Source organism: Microbacterium sp. Z12_35, assembly GCF_058310475.1.
Genome location: NZ_JBZEGJ010000001.1, coordinates 1,831,871 through 1,848,104, shown reverse-complemented (window position 1 = coordinate 1,848,104; position 16,234 = coordinate 1,831,871). Strand labels below are relative to the sequence as shown.

At 66.4% G+C, this 16,234-nt stretch carries 11 protein-coding genes; 9 read left to right on the top strand and 2 right to left on the bottom strand.

Annotated features, from left to right (window positions below; all coding sequences use genetic code 11):
• Positions 1-72 precede the first annotated feature (72 nt).
• From AC4FS1_RS08940 to AC4FS1_RS08900, 9 genes are all read left to right on the top strand, one after another.
• The gene (locus AC4FS1_RS08940; protein WP_491154304.1) at positions 73-1,086 is read left to right on the top strand and encodes a LacI family DNA-binding transcriptional regulator; all 1,014 of its coding nucleotides are present in this window, start codon (positions 73-75) and stop codon (positions 1,084-1,086) included.
• Between the two features lie 74 nt (positions 1,087-1,160).
• The gene (locus tag AC4FS1_RS08935) at positions 1,161-2,054 is read left to right on the top strand and encodes an ROK family protein (RefSeq protein WP_491154302.1); all 894 of its coding nucleotides are present in this window, start codon (positions 1,161-1,163) and stop codon (positions 2,052-2,054) included.
• A 31-nt stretch (positions 2,055-2,085) separates the two neighbouring features.
• Positions 2,086-3,924, top strand: coding sequence for a class I mannose-6-phosphate isomerase (locus AC4FS1_RS08930; RefSeq protein ID WP_491154300.1), 1,839 nt, complete (start codon positions 2,086-2,088; stop codon positions 3,922-3,924).
• 100 nt (positions 3,925-4,024) lie between these two features.
• Positions 4,025-5,311 carry an ABC transporter substrate-binding protein gene (locus AC4FS1_RS08925; protein ID WP_491154298.1) on the top strand — a complete coding sequence of 429 codons (1,287 nt, stop codon included), beginning with the start codon at positions 4,025-4,027 and terminating at the stop codon, positions 5,309-5,311.
• Between the two features lie 92 nt (positions 5,312-5,403).
• The gene (locus AC4FS1_RS08920; RefSeq protein WP_491154296.1) at positions 5,404-6,258 is read left to right on the top strand and encodes a carbohydrate ABC transporter permease; all 855 of its coding nucleotides are present in this window, start codon (positions 5,404-5,406) and stop codon (positions 6,256-6,258) included.
• Position 6,259: 1 nt separating this feature from the next.
• The gene (locus tag AC4FS1_RS08915; RefSeq protein WP_491154294.1) at positions 6,260-7,069 is read left to right on the top strand and encodes a carbohydrate ABC transporter permease; all 810 of its coding nucleotides are present in this window, start codon (positions 6,260-6,262) and stop codon (positions 7,067-7,069) included.
• The gene (locus AC4FS1_RS08910; RefSeq protein WP_491154293.1) at positions 7,066-8,301 is read left to right on the top strand and encodes an AGE family epimerase/isomerase; all 1,236 of its coding nucleotides are present in this window, start codon (positions 7,066-7,068) and stop codon (positions 8,299-8,301) included. Before AC4FS1_RS08915 ends, AC4FS1_RS08910 begins: the two co-directional genes overlap by 4 nt.
• A gap of 17 nt (positions 8,302-8,318) precedes the next feature.
• Positions 8,319-10,955: a glycoside hydrolase family 38 N-terminal domain-containing protein gene (locus AC4FS1_RS08905; RefSeq protein WP_491154291.1), complete on the top strand. Its 2,637-nt coding sequence runs from the start codon at positions 8,319-8,321 to the stop codon at positions 10,953-10,955.
• Positions 10,956-11,087: 132 nt separating this feature from the next.
• Positions 11,088-13,493 (top strand): acyltransferase family protein, encoded by a 2,406-nt coding sequence (locus tag AC4FS1_RS08900; protein ID WP_491154289.1) that lies wholly within the window; start codon positions 11,088-11,090, stop codon positions 13,491-13,493.
• A gap of 319 nt (positions 13,494-13,812) precedes the next feature.
• Here the strand turns inward: AC4FS1_RS08900 and AC4FS1_RS08895 are convergent, their stop codons facing one another.
• Positions 13,813-15,123, bottom strand: a complete 1,311-nt coding sequence (locus AC4FS1_RS08895) for a UDP-glucose dehydrogenase family protein (protein ID WP_491154287.1) — start codon at positions 15,121-15,123, stop codon at positions 13,813-13,815.
• Positions 15,124-15,232: 109 nt separating this feature from the next.
• Positions 15,233-16,231, bottom strand: coding sequence for a nitroreductase family protein (locus AC4FS1_RS08890; protein ID WP_491154286.1), 999 nt, complete (start codon positions 16,229-16,231; stop codon positions 15,233-15,235).
• Positions 16,232-16,234: the final 3 nt, after the last annotated feature.

Genomic DNA, 16,234 nt, shown 5'->3' with positions numbered 1-16,234 from the left:
CCCGCCTGCCGCCTGATGGTAGCGTTCCCTGGCGGTCGCGGTGCGGGCGCGAACGTTGGTGGAGGTGGTCGAGTGGTCAGTGTCGGACGGCCACCCACCGTCAAGGAGGTCGCCGCCCGTGCGGGCGTGAGCCCGATGACGGTGTCGCGCACACTCGCCGGGGGGACCAACGTCCGGCCGGATGTGCAGGCGCGCGTGATGGCCGCGGTCGCGGAGCTCGGGTACCGCCGCAACGAGAACGCCCGCAGCATTCGGCCGGGTCAGAGCAGCGGGCTCATCGGCGTCGCGATCACCAATATCGCCAATCCCTATTACGGCACTTTCACTCTCGGGGTGGAGGAGGCGGTGTTGGCGTCGGGGCGGCGGATCATCCTCGGCAACACCGCGGAAGACCCCGACCGCGAGCGTCAGCTGGTGCACGACTTCCTCGGACGGCGCGTCGATGGTCTCATCGTCGTTCCCACCGACAGCGATGGTGCGCATCTGCGCCGGTCCATCGCCGAGGGTGTTCCCGTGGTGCTGGCCTCGCGACGGCTCCCCGGCGTGTCGGCCGACAGTGTCGTTCTGGACGACGAGGGCGGCGCCCGGGCCGCTACCGAACAGCTGCTGGGCCAGGGGCACCGACGGATCGCATTCCTCGGTAACGCCTCGGCGATCTTCACCGGTCGACGTCGCCTCGCCGGTTTCGAGGCAGCGCACGGGGCGCGGGGCCTCATCGTCGATCCCGACCTGGTGCGCGTCGGCCAGCAGGACGTGCCGGCGGCGCAGGCTGCGACCGCAGCCCTTCTCGCCCTTCCCGAACCGCCGACCGCCATCTTCTGCGCCAACAACCGGAATGCAATCGGTGCTGTTGCGGAAATCGGGACCCGCGTGAAGGCGGGATCCATCGCGCCGATCGAGATCATCAGCTTCGACGACTTCGAGCTCTCCCAGCTGATGCCCGTGCCAGTCGGCGTCGTGGAGCACGATCCGCGCGAGCTCGGCCGTGAGGCCGCTCGCCTCCTCGTGGCGCGCCTGGATGGGGCTGATGAGGCGAATGATCCCCGCGAGGTCGTGCTTCCCGTCCGGCTGGCGGGCCGCGCATAACCGCGGGGGAGTGCTGATTGGCAACCGACCGATAGCGCTGGTAACGTTACCAATTACCGGGCGAAGGGGGCGGGATGCAACTGGGCATCGACTTCGGCGGCACCGACATCAAAGTCGGCGTCGTCGACCGTAGCTTCGCCGTCGTGGCCTCCGGGGCTGTTCCCGTTTCCGGTACCCCCAGCGACTTCGAGCGCGCAAGCGACCTGGTTGACGAGGTCCTCGCGGGCCGGGTACCGGATGCGGTGGGCGTCGCATTACCGGGCGTCGTCGACACGAAGGGGCGGATGCTGCACGCCAATGACAAGTACGAGTGGATGCGTGATCGTGACATCCGCGAAGATTTCGCGCATCGCTTCGGCGTGCCGACCATCGTTGAGAATGACGCGCGTGCGGCGCTCGTCGGGGAGTGGCGTCACGGCGTTGCGTCCGACGTGGACAACGTCGTTCTCCTGACCCTGGGTACCGGAATCGGCACGGCCGCCGTGATGGAGGGTCGCCTCGTGCGCGGCGCTCGCGGCCACGCCGGCATTCTCGGCGGACACCTCACTACGGACGTCCATGCGGCGGCGTGCCCATGCGGCAACGTCGGATGCGGCGAGTCGCTGGCGAGCGCGTGGGCGCTGGGGCATCGCGCTCCGGGAGTTGCACCTGACCTGAAGACGCTGTTCGCGGCCGCCGCTGGCTCGGAGGCTGCGTTGCTCGCGCAGGCATATCTCCGGGTGTGGGGTGCCACGGCCGTGACCCTCTGCCACATGTACGACCCCGACGTCGTCGTTCTGTCAGGCGGCGTGCTTGCGGCGGGGGAGGGCGTGCGCGGTCCTATCGAAGCGTACGTCCACCGGCACCTCTGGCCCTCTGCACACCGCCCGCAGGTTCGCATCGCGGCCCAACCGCAATTCTCGGTGGTTCGTGGGCTGGCTGCGCTGGCGCGGGATGCCCGTGATTCGGATGACCCCGTGACGCGGTGACCCGCCTCGTCACCGAAGGAAGGAAAGATCGATGACGGACGCGACACGCGCCCCTTCGACCCCGGCAACAGCCACCTACGACACGCAGCCGACAATCCCGCTGCCCGAGGGCGCACGCATCCTGCGCGGTCCCGAACTGTGGCGACGACTCGCGGAGACGGCCGCCGAGAGGGCTGGACAGCGAACGCCGCTCGTCCTGGCGGATGCGTACCCGGGAGCTGACGTGGATGCGGTGATCGCCGAGGTCACCGCCGCGCTTCCGCAGTGGCGCGTCATAGACGTTGAGGAAGCAGCTCGCCCCGTCACCGAGATCGACGCGATGATCGCAGCCAATCTGACGGACGACCGTGTCTTCGGGGTGATGAGTCACGCCCGGCTTGCGGACTTCTACGACGCCGATCAGCTTGCCGCGCTGGCCGCCGAGATCGACACGTCCGACGTCCCGGTCCTGGTGACCGGCTGGGGCGCGGCCCTGCTGGAGGGGCTGGTCCAAGGTTCCGGGCGCACCGTGCTCGCCCTCATCGACATGGCTCGGTGGGAACTTCAGCTGCGGCAGCGAGCGGGTGCACCCAACTGGCGATCGAGCAACGGCTCCGAGGACAACCTTCGCAAGTACAAGCGCGGATTCTTCGTGGAATGGCGTGCGGCCGACCGGCACAAGATGGAGTTGTTAGATCGGCTGGATTTTGTGATCGATGGGAACGCCATCGCACCGTCCGCCGAATCCGGAGATAGGGCCGCAGCCGGGGGCATCGACGGCGATGCTTTCCGCGCCGCCCTCCGGGGCGCCACGCAGCGTCCGTTCCGGGTCGTGCCCTTCTTCGATCCGGGCGTCTGGGGCGGGCAGTGGATGAAGCGCGTGATCGGTCTGGATGAGGCCAAACAGAATTACGCGTGGTGCTTCGATTGCGTGCCCGAGGAGAACTCACTGCTTCTCGAGGGTGAGGGCGGTGTCATCGAGATCCCCGCGATGGACCTGGTCCTCTCGGAGCCGGTCGGGCTGCTCGGCGCTCGAACGTTCGCGCGCTTCGGCGCGGAATTTCCCATCCGGTTCGACTTCCTCGACACAGTGGAAGGTCAGAACCTCAGCCTGCAGGTGCACCCCCTCACCGATTACATTCAGCGCACCTTCGGTATGCACTACACCCAGGACGAGAGCTACTACCTCCTGGATGCGGCCGACGATGCCGTGGTCTATCTCGGTCTGCGCGAGGGGATCGATCCAGAGGCGATGATGCGAGATCTGCGGACCGCGGAGGCCGGCGGGGAGGGATTCGACGCCGAGAAGTACGTCAACGTCTTCCCCGCTCGTGCGCACGATCACTTCGCGATTCCCGCCGGTACGGTGCACTGCTCGGGCGCTGACTCGATGGTGCTCGAGATATCGGCCACTCCCTTTATCTTCACGTTCAAGCTTTGGGACTGGGGGCGCGTGGGTCTGGACGGCGTTCCCCGCCCTGTGCATCTCGACCACGGAGAGCGGAACATCCAGTGGGACCGCGACACCGCGTGGGTGAGGGAGAACCTCCTCGACCAGGTGGAAGTGCTGTCCGAAGCCGACGGCGTCCGCGAGGAGCGCACCGGGCTGCACGCCCTGGAGTTCCTGGAGACGCGGCGCCACTGGTTCGTCGACCGAGCCGCACACGACACGGAGGGCACCGTCAACGTGCTCAACCTGGTGGAAGGTGACGAGGTCCGCGTCGTCAGTCCCGACGGAGCCTTCGACCCGTTCGTCGTGCATTACGCAGAGACGTTCATCGTCCCGGCCGGCGTCGGCCGATATGCGATCGAACGCACCGAGAACTCGCGGAGCGAACGCTTCGCGACCGTCAAGGCCTACGTGCGGGGAACCCGCAACGAGGCCGAATGACTGGACATCAGGGTGCCACTCGGCCATTCTGATATCGTTACCAAGCCGATGCGCGCGGGATAGCGTGCCATCTGTGGACATCAAGGAGGATTCCGCACACATGAACCGCACACACAGCACACGACGCCGGTGGGCAGCAGCCGCGGTGGGAGTGGCCCTTGCCGCATCTTTGGTCGCCTGTAGCCAGGGCTCTTCCAGCGGCAGCGGCGACACCGACGTGGTCACCCTGAACGGTGACCGCGCAGACTTCGCTGACGGCTACGCCCTCGCCGGTGACGCGCTCAAGGAGATCACGGGCTTCCAGCTCGAGGCCCGTGACGTTCCGTCGACCGAGAACTACCAGCAGATCGTGCGCTCGTCGCTTCAGACGTCGAGCACGACTGACCTGGTGAAGTGGTGGAACGGCTACCGCCTTCAGGAGTTGGTCCGCTCCGGCGGGCTCGCCGATCTGACGGAGGAGTGGGACACCGCAGTCGACGAGGGATGGGTCAACCCCGACACGCGCGACAGCTTCTCGTATGACGGCAAGGTCTACGGCCTGCCGCTCTACAAGAGCTACTGGGTGGTCTTCTACAACAAAGACGTCTTCGAGCAGGTGGGCATCGAGGCGCCCACCACATGGGAGGAGTTTGAGTCGAACAACGCCAAGATCAAGGACGCGGGCGTCACGCCGCTGTTCGCGACGCAGCAGGCCGGATGGACGTCGTTCATCTGGTTCGCCGAGATCCTGTCGAAGCTCGACCCGCAGTTCTACTCCGACCTCATGGACGGCAAGGCAAAGTACACGGACGAGACCGCGCAGCAGGCCATGAAGATCTGGTCGGACATGTACCAGGCTGGATGGTTCACCGCGGCCGACACTGCGTGGGACAACGAGCCGTCGCTGTTTGCGGCGGGAACCGTGGCCCAGGTGCCGATGGGAACTTGGCGCAACGGCACGTTCGCTGAGGGGATGGATGAGGACAGCTACGGTGCCTACCTTCTTCCCGCCATGGACGGCGTCGACCCGTCGGTGATCGTGGAATCCGGTGTGGTGACCCTCGCCGCCAAGGCGCCCAATGCCGAAGGCGCGAAGGAGATCATGGCCAACTGGCTGAACCCCGACGTTCAGGAGCCGTGGATCACCGAGCTGAAGGACACCTCCGCCAACCCGATGGTGACGACGGACGATGCCGTGCTCGGATCGGTGCTCGACCAGGTTCAGGAGAAGCAGCCCGTCGAACTGGTCCGCTACTGGGAGGCCGGCCCGCCGGCGCTCATCGAGGGCGGCGTGCAGTTCTTCGGTGCCTTCATGGCCGACCCGAGTGAAGCGAACATCATGCCCACCCTCGAGAAGCTGCAGGCGCTGGCGGATTCCGAATGGGCGAACTGGAAGGCCGCGAAGTAGTGGAGTCTTCCACCCTGGAGGCCCCGGCCCGGGAGCGATCGCTCCCGGGCCGGGGCCCCCGGCGTCCCGGCACGTCTCGTCCCGGAGCGCAATTGACGCGCGACCGGTGGACCGCGATCCCGTTCCTGCTGCCCGCGGCCGGGCTCGTGGCGGTCATGCTGCTTCTGCCGTTCGTGCTCACGTTCGCGCAGAGCTTCACGCAGGACAACGGCTTCACCTCACGGCCGAACGGCATCGACAACTACATTCGGCTGTTTCAAGACCCGACCTTCGGTCAGTCTCTGATCAACACGCTGCTGTGGATCGTGGGAACCCTGATCCTGCCGGTCGGGTTCGGCCTGCTCGTCGCGGTCTTCACGAACCAGATGCGCGGCGGGCGCTGGATCCGCTACGCCTTCATCCTGCCGTACGCCCTGTCCGGCACCGCGACCGCCGTCATCTGGGGCTTCATCCTCCGCTCCGACGGTGCGCTCAACCAGGCCATCACCTTCTTCGGCGGAGCGGCTCCGGCCTCCGGCTGGCTCCTGACCTGGCCGACGAACACCATCGTCATGATCTTCGCCAGCACGTGGCAGGCGACCGGGGTCGCGGTCATCCTCTTCCTCGTCGGGCTGCAGGCGATCCCGACCGAGACGATCGAAGCCGGCACCCTCGACGGCGCGTCGGGCTTCCGGCTTTTCTGGCACGTCATCGTGCCGCAGCTGCGCCCGGTCACCGTCGTCGTCATCGGCATGTCCATCGCGAACAGCCTGCGTGTGTTCGACATCATCTGGCTGCTCACCAAGGGCGGTCCGGGAGCGGCGTCGGAGACCCTCGCGGTGACGATGTACCGCCAGACGTTCATCGTGAGCGACTACGGCTACGGCGCGGCGGTCGCCGTCATCCTGTCCATCATCGTGGTCGGCGCCTCCTGGACGTACCTGCGCCAGCAGCTGAAGGCGGTGTGACATGACCCGCGTCATCCGCAATATCTTCCTGGCCGTGTTCGCGATCGTGTGGACGCTGCCGATCTATCTGCTCATCGTGAACGCGATCACGCCCGTCGCGAACTACCGCGGCCAACCGCAGTGGCTGCCGAACGGGTTCGCGCTCTTCGAGAACATCGCGGCCGCGTGGAGTCAATCGGGGCTGGGCCTGGGCATGGTCAACAGCCTGATCTACTCCACCGTCTCGGCCGGGATCGCGGTGCTCGCTGCGGCTCTCGCCGGCTTCGCCGTCGTCGTGATGCCCGCGCGGTGGCCGACCTTATGGTTCTGGCTGATCTACCTCGGCACGCTGCTGCCGCTGCAGATCTTCCTCGCGCCACTGTTCCGCGGGTATGTGGGTGCCGGGCTGTATGACACGACCCTGGGGATGATCCTCATCTACTCGGCCATCTGCGTCCCCTTCGCATTCTTCATCGTGCGGAACTACCTGACGACTCTGCCGCCCGAGGTGACGGAGGCGGCGAAGCTCGACGGCGCAGGATGGGGACGGCTGTTCGCTCAGATCCACCTGCCGCTCATCCGGTCATCGCTGTTCGCCGCATTCATCTTCCAGTTCACCTGGGTGTGGAACGACCTGCTGTTCGGCATCACGCTGACGACCAGCCCGGATCGCCGGCCGGTCATGGCGGCGATGGCCGAGATCAACGGCGGGTTCGTCAGCCTCGGCCCGCCCGTGGTGCTCGCAGCCGCGCTGCTCGTGTCGATTCCGACGGTGGTCTTGTTCCTCACCTGTCAGAGGTTCTTCGTCAGCAGCCTCCGGGGAGTCGGATGACGCGGCTCGCCTCGCCGCGCCACAGCGATGAGCTGGCGGCGGAGTTCGAGCGGTTGACGCGGTTCTTCGCCGAGCCACGGGGACTCGATCGTCTGAGATGGCGCCGCACCGACGGAACGGTGGACGCCAGCCGCCCAATCGCGCTCTATGGCACGGCCAGGCTCGCCCACTGCTTCCTCCTCGCTGCGGCTCTCGGCGTTCCCGGCGCCAAGGAGGGCGCGGACGACGCGCTGGCCGCGCTCCTCGACCGGCACCTCGATCCGGAGACCGGCGCGTTCGTCGATTCGCTGGACGCCGATGGCACGCGGGCGGCGGGGCCGTACGGCGCCTACGCGCACGCCTTCGTGTTGCTGGCCGGAGCGAGCGCCCTCAGTGCCGGTCACCCCAGCGGCGACCGCCTGTTCACGCAGGCCGCCGGCGTGATCGACGATCTCTTCTGGGATGACGCCGTCGGCGCCGCCGACGAACTGGTCCAGGCGGGGAAGCCGGTCGGTTCCTACCGGGGCCAGAACGCCAACATGCATCTCGCCGAGGCGTCGATCGCCGCCTACGAGGCAACCGCGGATGCCCCGTGGCTGGAGCGCGCCATCCGGCTCGCGCAGCGATTCGTGCTCGACGTGGCGCCGCACCACGACTGGCGCGTGCCCGAGCACTATACGACGCAGTGGACCGTCGACCCGGGGTTCGGCGCGGACGCCCCGGATGATCCGTTCCGTCCGTTCGGAACCCTTCCCGGTCACTCGTTCGAGTGGGCCCGGCTGCTGACCTATCTGGCGGTGCACGATGCGGGCGGAGCGGCGCAGTGGACCTCGGCGGCACGCGCCCTGTTCGACCGCGCCCTCCAGGACGGGTGGGATGAGGAGCACGGCGGCATCGTCTACTCGGTGGGATTCGACGGGATGCCCGTCAATCGGCATCGCATGCACTGGGCGGTCGCAGAGGCACTCGGCGCCGCTGCATCGCTTTTCTCCCTGACCGGCGACGAGGGCTATCGCGCCTCGTACGAGCGCTTCTGGGACTTCACGACCACCCACCTGGTCGACCGTGCCGGGGGTTCGTGGTGGCACGAACTCGATCCGATGAACCGGCCGGACCTCACCACCTGGGATGGCAAGCCCGATCTGTACCACGCGGCACAAGCCACGCTCTATGCCCGCATCGACCGGCCGCGCGGGGTCATGGAGGCGGCGCTGAACGGCGAGCTGCACCCCGAGCATCGCCGGGCCCACTGACGAGAGAGGACTGCCGCATGACGCAGATCACGCGCATACTGATCGCGAATCACACGCACCACGACATCGGGTTCAACGACTACCAGGATGTCGCTTTCCGTCAGCACGGCGAGTTCGTCCGCGACGCACTCGACCTGATCGAGAAGACGGCCGATCGCGAGGAGCCGGATCGCTACCGCTGGGTGTGCGAGGTCACGACACCCGTGGTCCGCTACCTGCGCGACGCCGGTCAGGCCGAGCAGGAGCGCTTTCGGTACTGGCAGCAGCAGGGCGCGATCGATGTGGCGGCGATGCAGTACAACCTGACGCCGCTGCTGAACCCCGAGCAGATGCGGCGAAGCCTGTACCCGGTGCGCGTGCTCCGCGAGGAGATGGGCATCACCGTGGAGACCGCGATGCAGGACGACGTCAACGGCATCAGCTGGCTCTTCGCCGACCTGCTTCCGGTGATCGGCGTGGACTTCCTGACGCTGGCGATCAATCAGTCGCGTGGGCGTGCGCCGCGGCCCTTCCCGGGCGGGTTCTGGTGGGAGGGGCCGGCCGGCGGACGGCTCCTGACGTGGAACGGCTTCCATTACCTCTTCGGCCGCAGCCAGGCCAAGCTCGGCGACTGGCGGCTCGTGGACCAGTCGCTGCCGTTCTATCTCGACGCGCTTGAGCAGGACGAGTCGTTCCCGTACGACACGCTGTACGTCGAGTCCACGCATCCCATGCGGGTGGACAACGGCCCGCCCGACGCGCGCATGGCCGACTTCGTCCAACGGTGGAATGCGGAGGGGCGCACGCCCGCCCTTGAGTTCTCGACCCCCCGGGTCTTCCGCGACTACCTTCGCGACAACTGGAGCGATCAGCTGCCCACCTGGCGCGGCGACTGGACGGACTGGTGGGCCGACGGTGCGGCCTCGAGCGCCTACGAGACGGCCCTGAACCGCTCGACCCACGAGATCGTGGGGGCGGCCGAGACACTCGGGGCCTGGCTGCTCGCGGATGGCCGCTCACCCGATCTCGCGGGCCAGTTCGTGGAGAACGTGTACGAGTCGATGACCCTCTACGACGAGCACACGTGGGGCGGGTTCTCCAGCATCGACGCCCCCGACTCGCTGTTCACGAAGGCGCAGTGGAACAAGAAGGCGAACTACGCGTACGACGCCGCGATGCACAGCCACGACATGCTCGCACGGAACGCGCGACAGCTCGCGGACTCCCTGGCCGACCGCGTGCCGGAGGGACGCTTCAACTTGGGAGACGTCGACACCGATGTCGCCTACCCGACCGACCCGGCCGCGGAACTTCTGGTCTTCAACACCCTTGCGTTCGAACGGACCGTCACCGTCGAGGTGCCCGAGTTCCGGTCAGGCGGTGCGCCGGCCGGGATGCTGGAGAGCTTCTTCCCGCGTGATGTGCCGTGGGGCGGCCCGCCGCACACGGATCTCGCGCGGGTGCGGGTGACGGTTCCCGGTTCCGGCTATGCGTTCGCGCCGCTGGACGGAGCGATCGACGAGGTCGACTTGAGAACCTCGGAAGGGGATCACGTCGCCACCATCGAGAACGCGTTCTACCGGGTCACCGTCGACAAGGCCACGGGCCGTGTAACCGAGTGGGTGGAGAAGGAGACGGGGCACGACTTCGCCGGCGCTTTCGACGATGGAGTCTTCGGCGAGGCCGTGCACGAGGTGGTGGACTCGCCTGCCGGACGGGACGCGCTCTATCTCCAGGACTTCGGAAGCTGGGACTTCGGATACTGGCAGACCGACCCGCCGTTCGACCGGCAGCGCCCGACTTCTGTTCTCGCCACTCGGGTCGTCCGCGAGCCGGGTCTCGTGGCCATCGAGGCGGACGTCGCGTTGCGCGGCGCCCGTTCGGCCACCCTGCGGGTCGCACTACCGGCGGGGGAGCGGGTGCTGCACCTGGACTGGCGCCTCGACAAGGCTCCGCAGGTGGAGCCGGAGTCCGTGTACGTGGTCTTCCCGCTCGCGTTGGATGGCCAGCACTACACCGCGGACGTCAACGGCGTCGCCCTCCAGCCCGGGGTCGAGCAGCTGCCCGGCGCCGTGCGTGACTTCTTCCCGATCCGCTGGTGGGTGGATGTCAGTGATGCGGACCGCGGGGTCACCGTCGTGCCGCTCGATGCCCCGCTCGTGCAGTTGGGTGGAATCACCACCAACCAGATCGCGGATGACTTCGAACCGGAGCATCCCGCGATCGTCTCGTGGGCGATGAACAACCACTGGATGGTGAACTTCAAGGCGAGCCAAGAGGGCCCGGTTCAGCTCCGGTACCGCCTGACCACGCACGCGGGCGGGTGCGACGTCGCCTCCGCGCAGCGATTCGCCCAGGAACAGGCCGTGCCTCCGATCGTGCTGCGCGACTACATCCCACGGCGTGCCCGGAGCGGACACTTCCTTGCGGTGCCGGATGGGTCGGGGCTCGAGGTGACTCTCAAGCCCGCTACGTTCGGTGACGGCCTGATCCTCCGCGTGCGCAATGTCACGGAGTCTGCGTTACCCGTCGACGTCTCCCGCATCCTCGAGGGGGTTGGCAGCGCGGTCGAGACGACGGTGCTCGAGGAGGATGACGCACCGCCGTTCTCAGGCACCCTGGCACCCCGCACCGAGCACGCGTGGCGAGTGGTCCCGGAGAGTCGCTCTCGGTAGAACCGTAGGGACGGACAGCGAGTCGTTCAGGGCCGCCCATGCCGTAGTACTCCCACCCGCCACTCGCCACGCACCCGCGTCGAGGCAGTTGCGCCCGCCGACGAGCGCCTTCCCGCTCACGAGCGACCCGGCATGTTCGGGAGACAGCTCCCGTCGGTACTCATCCCACTCGGTGACGACGTGACGGCATCTGGTTTACGGCCTCAAGCAGCCCCACTCAACGAGACACTCGCTCTGGGGCTTGAGCGGCCATCCAGAGCGGCGACGTACGTTCGCGCCTCCGTAAATGCGACGCCGATCCTGAGCGACGTCCAGCGGGCCAGCTCAGGCGTCGATGCGTGGTACGACTGGGTCGTCGCCCCGGCTTCGGGCCCTTGTCAAAGCGTCACCCCAGAGCGGAGAACCATTCAGTTAACGCCGAGGAACTGGTCTCTCGGTTCTACTTCCACATGGGCCGTCCGTAGTGTCCTAAGCCAACCTCGTGACGACGGGGTTACGTATCGGAAACGCGCGTCCGATACGCTCGCGAGCGTGACTCGGGGCAAGCCGCAGACGACCAAGAGCGCGTTCCGTGGTGATATCCAGGGTTTGCGCGCAATCGCCGTGGGGGCCGTAGTTCTGTACCACGCGGGGGTTCCCTTCCTCCCAGGTGGTTATGTCGGCGTTGACATCTTTTTCGTTATCTCCGGATTCCTGATCACGTCACACCTTCTAACAGGGCTGGAGCGCGAGGGGCGAATTCGCTTCGCGAGCTTCTACGCGCGTCGCGCGCGACGCATCCTCCCTGCGTCGTTCCTGATCCTGATCTTGTCCGTTGTCGCGGCGTTGATCTGGTATCCGCCACTGCTCCTTAACGAGGTGTGGCGGGGGGCCGCCGCGACCGCGCTCTACGTTCCGAACATGCTGTTCGCGATCGACGGGACGAACTACCTTGCCGAGTCGGTCCCGTCTCTCTTCCAGCACTACTGGTCGCTCGGCGTCGAGGAGCAGTTCTATCTCGTGTGGCCGGTGCTGCTCGCCGCGGGTTGGCGGTTCATTCGATCACGTCGCGCTCTGTTCGCCGCACTTCTCGTTGTCGTAACTCTCTCGTTCGCCGCATGCGTCCTTCTCACGTTCCGATCGCAGCCATGGGCGTTCTTCTCGCTCCCGACTCGAGCGTGGGAACTGGGGGCGGGCGGGGTCGTCGCCGTCCTTCTCTCTCGTCGCCCTCGACTCTTGCCGGCGGGCGTGTCCGCGGTCGTCGGGTGGTCCGGTGTGGCGGGCATTCTGGCTTCGGTGGTGTTGTTCACGTCGCTCACGCCGTTCCCGGGTTACTGGGCGGCGGTTCCTGTGGCCGCGACCGCTGCCGTCATCCTCGCGGGAGCGACACCATCTCCTTACGGCCCTGGGTCGGTACTGTCCACCCGAGGGATGCTCTTCGTCGGCGCGATCTCCTACTCGCTCTACCTTGTCCACTGGCCCGCGCTGCTCGTCCCCCAGGCTGCCATCGGATTCGGGACCACCCTCCCGCTGTGGCTGACGCTCCTCATCGCAGCCGCGTGTGTACCCGCAGCATGGTTAATGTACAAGTTCGTCGAGAACCCTGTACGCGACGCCCCCTTCCTCGCGAAGGCACGCCCTCGCCGCTCGCTCCTAATGGCACTGGCAGCGTCGGCAGCGTCGGTGGCTATCGCCGCGACCGCTCTCGTCGCATACAACGCTGCCCCGATGGATGCCGGACGCAGTGCCACTCCTTCAGCTCTCACTTCCCCGCCAGCGGTGACCACCTTCGTCCCCGCCAACCTGACCCCCAGCCTGACCAAGGTGTCAGAAGACGCCCCGAGCATCTACGGCGATGGGTGCCACGTCGGGGTAGAGGCCCGCGCCGCTCAGGACTGTCTGATAGGGGATCCTGCCTCGCCGAGGATCGCGCTGTTCGGAGACTCCCACGCGGCGCAGTGGTTCCCGGCGCTCGCACGGTTCGCCGTCGACGAGGGATATTCCGTGCAGGTCTTCACGAAGTCGGCGTGCCCGCCGGCAGACGTAACCATCATCCGAGACAGCGTGCCGTATGAGGCCTGCGACGCGTGGCGGCAGGATGTCATCGCGAGGCTCAATTCGGACCCACCCCAGTTCGTGGCGTTGTCTGGCTTCGCCAATGTCGACTACGAGATGGGAACGGGCACGGTCCCCGGGACCTGGGGTCGTGGCCTCGCGAAGACACTTGCAGCCATCGATGTCCCTGCCGTCGTGCTCGCTGATACTCCGGCCATGGGGACTACCCCCGCGATCTGCCTGTCAGCGAACCTCATGGACACTGAGGCCTGCGCGAAGCCCACAGCAGAGGCGATCAACGCCCCTATCCGCGACGCCGAGGAGCAAGCCGCCTCAGAGCAAGGCTCATCGTACGTCGATCTCCTGGCCTACTTCTGCACCGCCGAGTGCTCCCCAGTTATCGGTGACATCCTGGTGTACCGCGACGACAATCACATCACCTCGGTCTTCAGCGCAGCTCTTTCAAAGGTTCTCGGCCAAGCCCTTTCCGCTGGCTCGCCGTAGAACGAAAAATGGCCCTCCCCCACCGCGGTGGGGCGGGCCATTCGCCATTCCTCAGATCGATGCGCGCCAGTTCGTCACGCGTTGTTGTCGGGGGCGCTTCCACCGCCGCTTGAGACAAGGTCGAGCCGGTGGGTTCCGCGTTTCCGTAAGGGGTTGGTCACAAACACCCAGCCCAGTACCGCCCGATGGCGCTCGGCGGCGACCCAGTTGACGGTGCCACCTTCGACCATGGACATATTCGGCGATGTGTACGCCGGCCCGCTGCCCGGCTTCGGAGCCGCGACTGCGTCAACCGTGGTGGTTGGTAGATCTTTGCGCGCTACGGACGCCCCATGCCGAAGTACTGCCAGCCGGCAGCTCGCCACGCACCCGCGTCGAGGCAGTTGCGCCCGTCGACGAGCACCTTCCCGCTCACGAGTGACCCGGCATGTTCGGGCGACAGCTCCCGTCGGTACTCATCCCACTCGGTGACGACGATGACGGCATCTGCACCGCGCAGTGCCTCGTCGCGGTCTTCAACGTAGTTGAGTTGCGGGTGGATGCGGCGGGCATTCTCGATCGCCGCAGGATCGGTGATCGTCACCCACGCCCCGAGCCCGTGGAGGCGCACGGCGACGTCGAGGGCGGGGGAGTCGCGGATGTCGTCGCTGTGCGGCTTGAACGCCGCACCGAGGACGGTGATGTTCTTCTTGAAGACCGCTCCGCCGAGCGCGTTGACCACGAGGTCGACGGCCCGGTCACGGCGGCGGAGGTTGATGGCGTCGACCTCCCGGAGGAAGGCTACGGACTCGCCACGGCCAAGTTCTTCGGCTCGTGCCGAGAAGGCCCGGATGTCCTTCGGCAGACACCCACCGCCGAACCCGATGCCAGCCCCGAGGAACCGTCGACCGATGCGGGCGTCGTGCCCGATCGCGTCAGCCAGCGTGGTCACATCAGCGCCGGTGACCTCAGCGATCTCCGCCATCGCGTTGATGAATGAGATCTTGGTCGCGAGGAACGCGTTGGCCGCGACCTTCACGAGCTCCGCCGTGGCGTAGTCGGTGACGATGAACGGCGTGTCCTTCGCGATGGAGGGGTGGTACACCTCACGCAGTACGTCAGCTGCCCGCTCCCCGTCCTCTCCGGCAGGGACGCCGGCCACGAGCCGGTCGGGGTCGATCGTGTCTTGCACAGCCCACCCCTCGCGCAGGAACTCCGGGTTCCAGACGAGCGTCGCACCAGTGGGCGTGACGCGCTCAGCCAGGTCCGCTGCGGTGCCTACCGGAACAGTCGACTTACCGGCCACGACGTCGCCGGCAGAGAGGTATGGCAGCAGCCCATCGACGGCGGCGTTCACGTACGTCATGTCGGCCGCGTAGCCGTCCTTGACTTGCGGGGTGCCGACGCCGACGAAGTGGACCTTGGCGCCCTGCGCCTCCGACATGTCGGTCGTGAAGCGTAGGCGGCCGGACTGAATTCCCTCGGACAGGATTTCCGATAGCCCCGGTTCGAAGAACGGCGCCTCGCCCTTCGACAGCGACGCAATTTTCCGCTCGTCGACGTCGATTCCGACCACGTCGTGGCCGATCGACGCCATCGATGCCGCGTGTACGGCGCCGAGATACCCGCAACCGATCACAGACAGCCTCATATGACTCCTCACAGGTTCCAATTACGCGTCCTATAGGAACGCGTCCGTTAATACCAGATGCCGGTTTCGATCGATGACGGGCCGCGCGTACGTCCGTGGGTGGGTGGGTCTACCTGACGCGTAGATAGCTCTCGGTTGGTCGGCGGTCAGAGACGGGCACGATCGTCTCTTCCGGGTGGTCTCCGACCGCGATGAACATGATGATCTCTTCCGAGGGGTCGATCGAAAGTAGCCGTTGAACGGCGTCGCGGTCACGCGCGTAGAGACATGCGTTCAGCGGGACCGCCGCGAGGCCTTCTGCTTCCAGCCCGTATAGCACCGACATCGCGTAAAGCCCGCCGTCGATAAAACCTTGGTTTCTCTCCACCGGACTGACGAACACACTGTTGGAGACGGTGACACAGAGCAGCACTTCAGGCATTTGCCGATAGCTGAAGCCGCGCTGATGCTTGAGAACCTCGCGGGCGAGCTCCTTGTCTTCGGTCCAATAGACCCGCCACCCCTGGCGGTTACACACGGAGGGAGTCTTCTCGGCGCTCTGCACGGCGTTCATCACGCGATCCGTATCGATTCCAGCGCCCGAGAAGTCTCGGACGCTGGATCGCCCCCGGCTCAGTTCGAAGAAGCCCTTTGTGGCGTTGGTGGCTTTGTCGGCCCGCTTCACGGCCTTAACGCCTGCGCGGCTATAGATCTCGGGGGAATCGGGAGTGAGGAACCGCGGGTCAATAATCTCCGTCAAGAACCGGATTTCGTCCTGATGTTCCGCGTGCCGCTCACGGTAACGCTGGAGTATCGACAGGCCTTCGACGAATGCATACGAAGACTTCTCGAATCCACGCTGTGTGTATACGGCGAGGGCATCGTTAAGGTTGCGGAGAGCCTTTCGCCCCCGACCGGGGCGCCAGTCCGCCCGCTGCGCGAGCCCCTTTTCGAGTGCGTGAACGTTGTACATGATGCGGCCGACCAACTGCTCGTACTGGCTGTCGAATGTGGACAGCGACGAGTAACGCCAGAATCGCACGTTGTCGCGGAATGCGTGGACGGTCAGCCGTCCCGCCTGCGCAACTCGCTTTACGGACTGCTTTGGTCTACTCGCATTGATCTTCATACG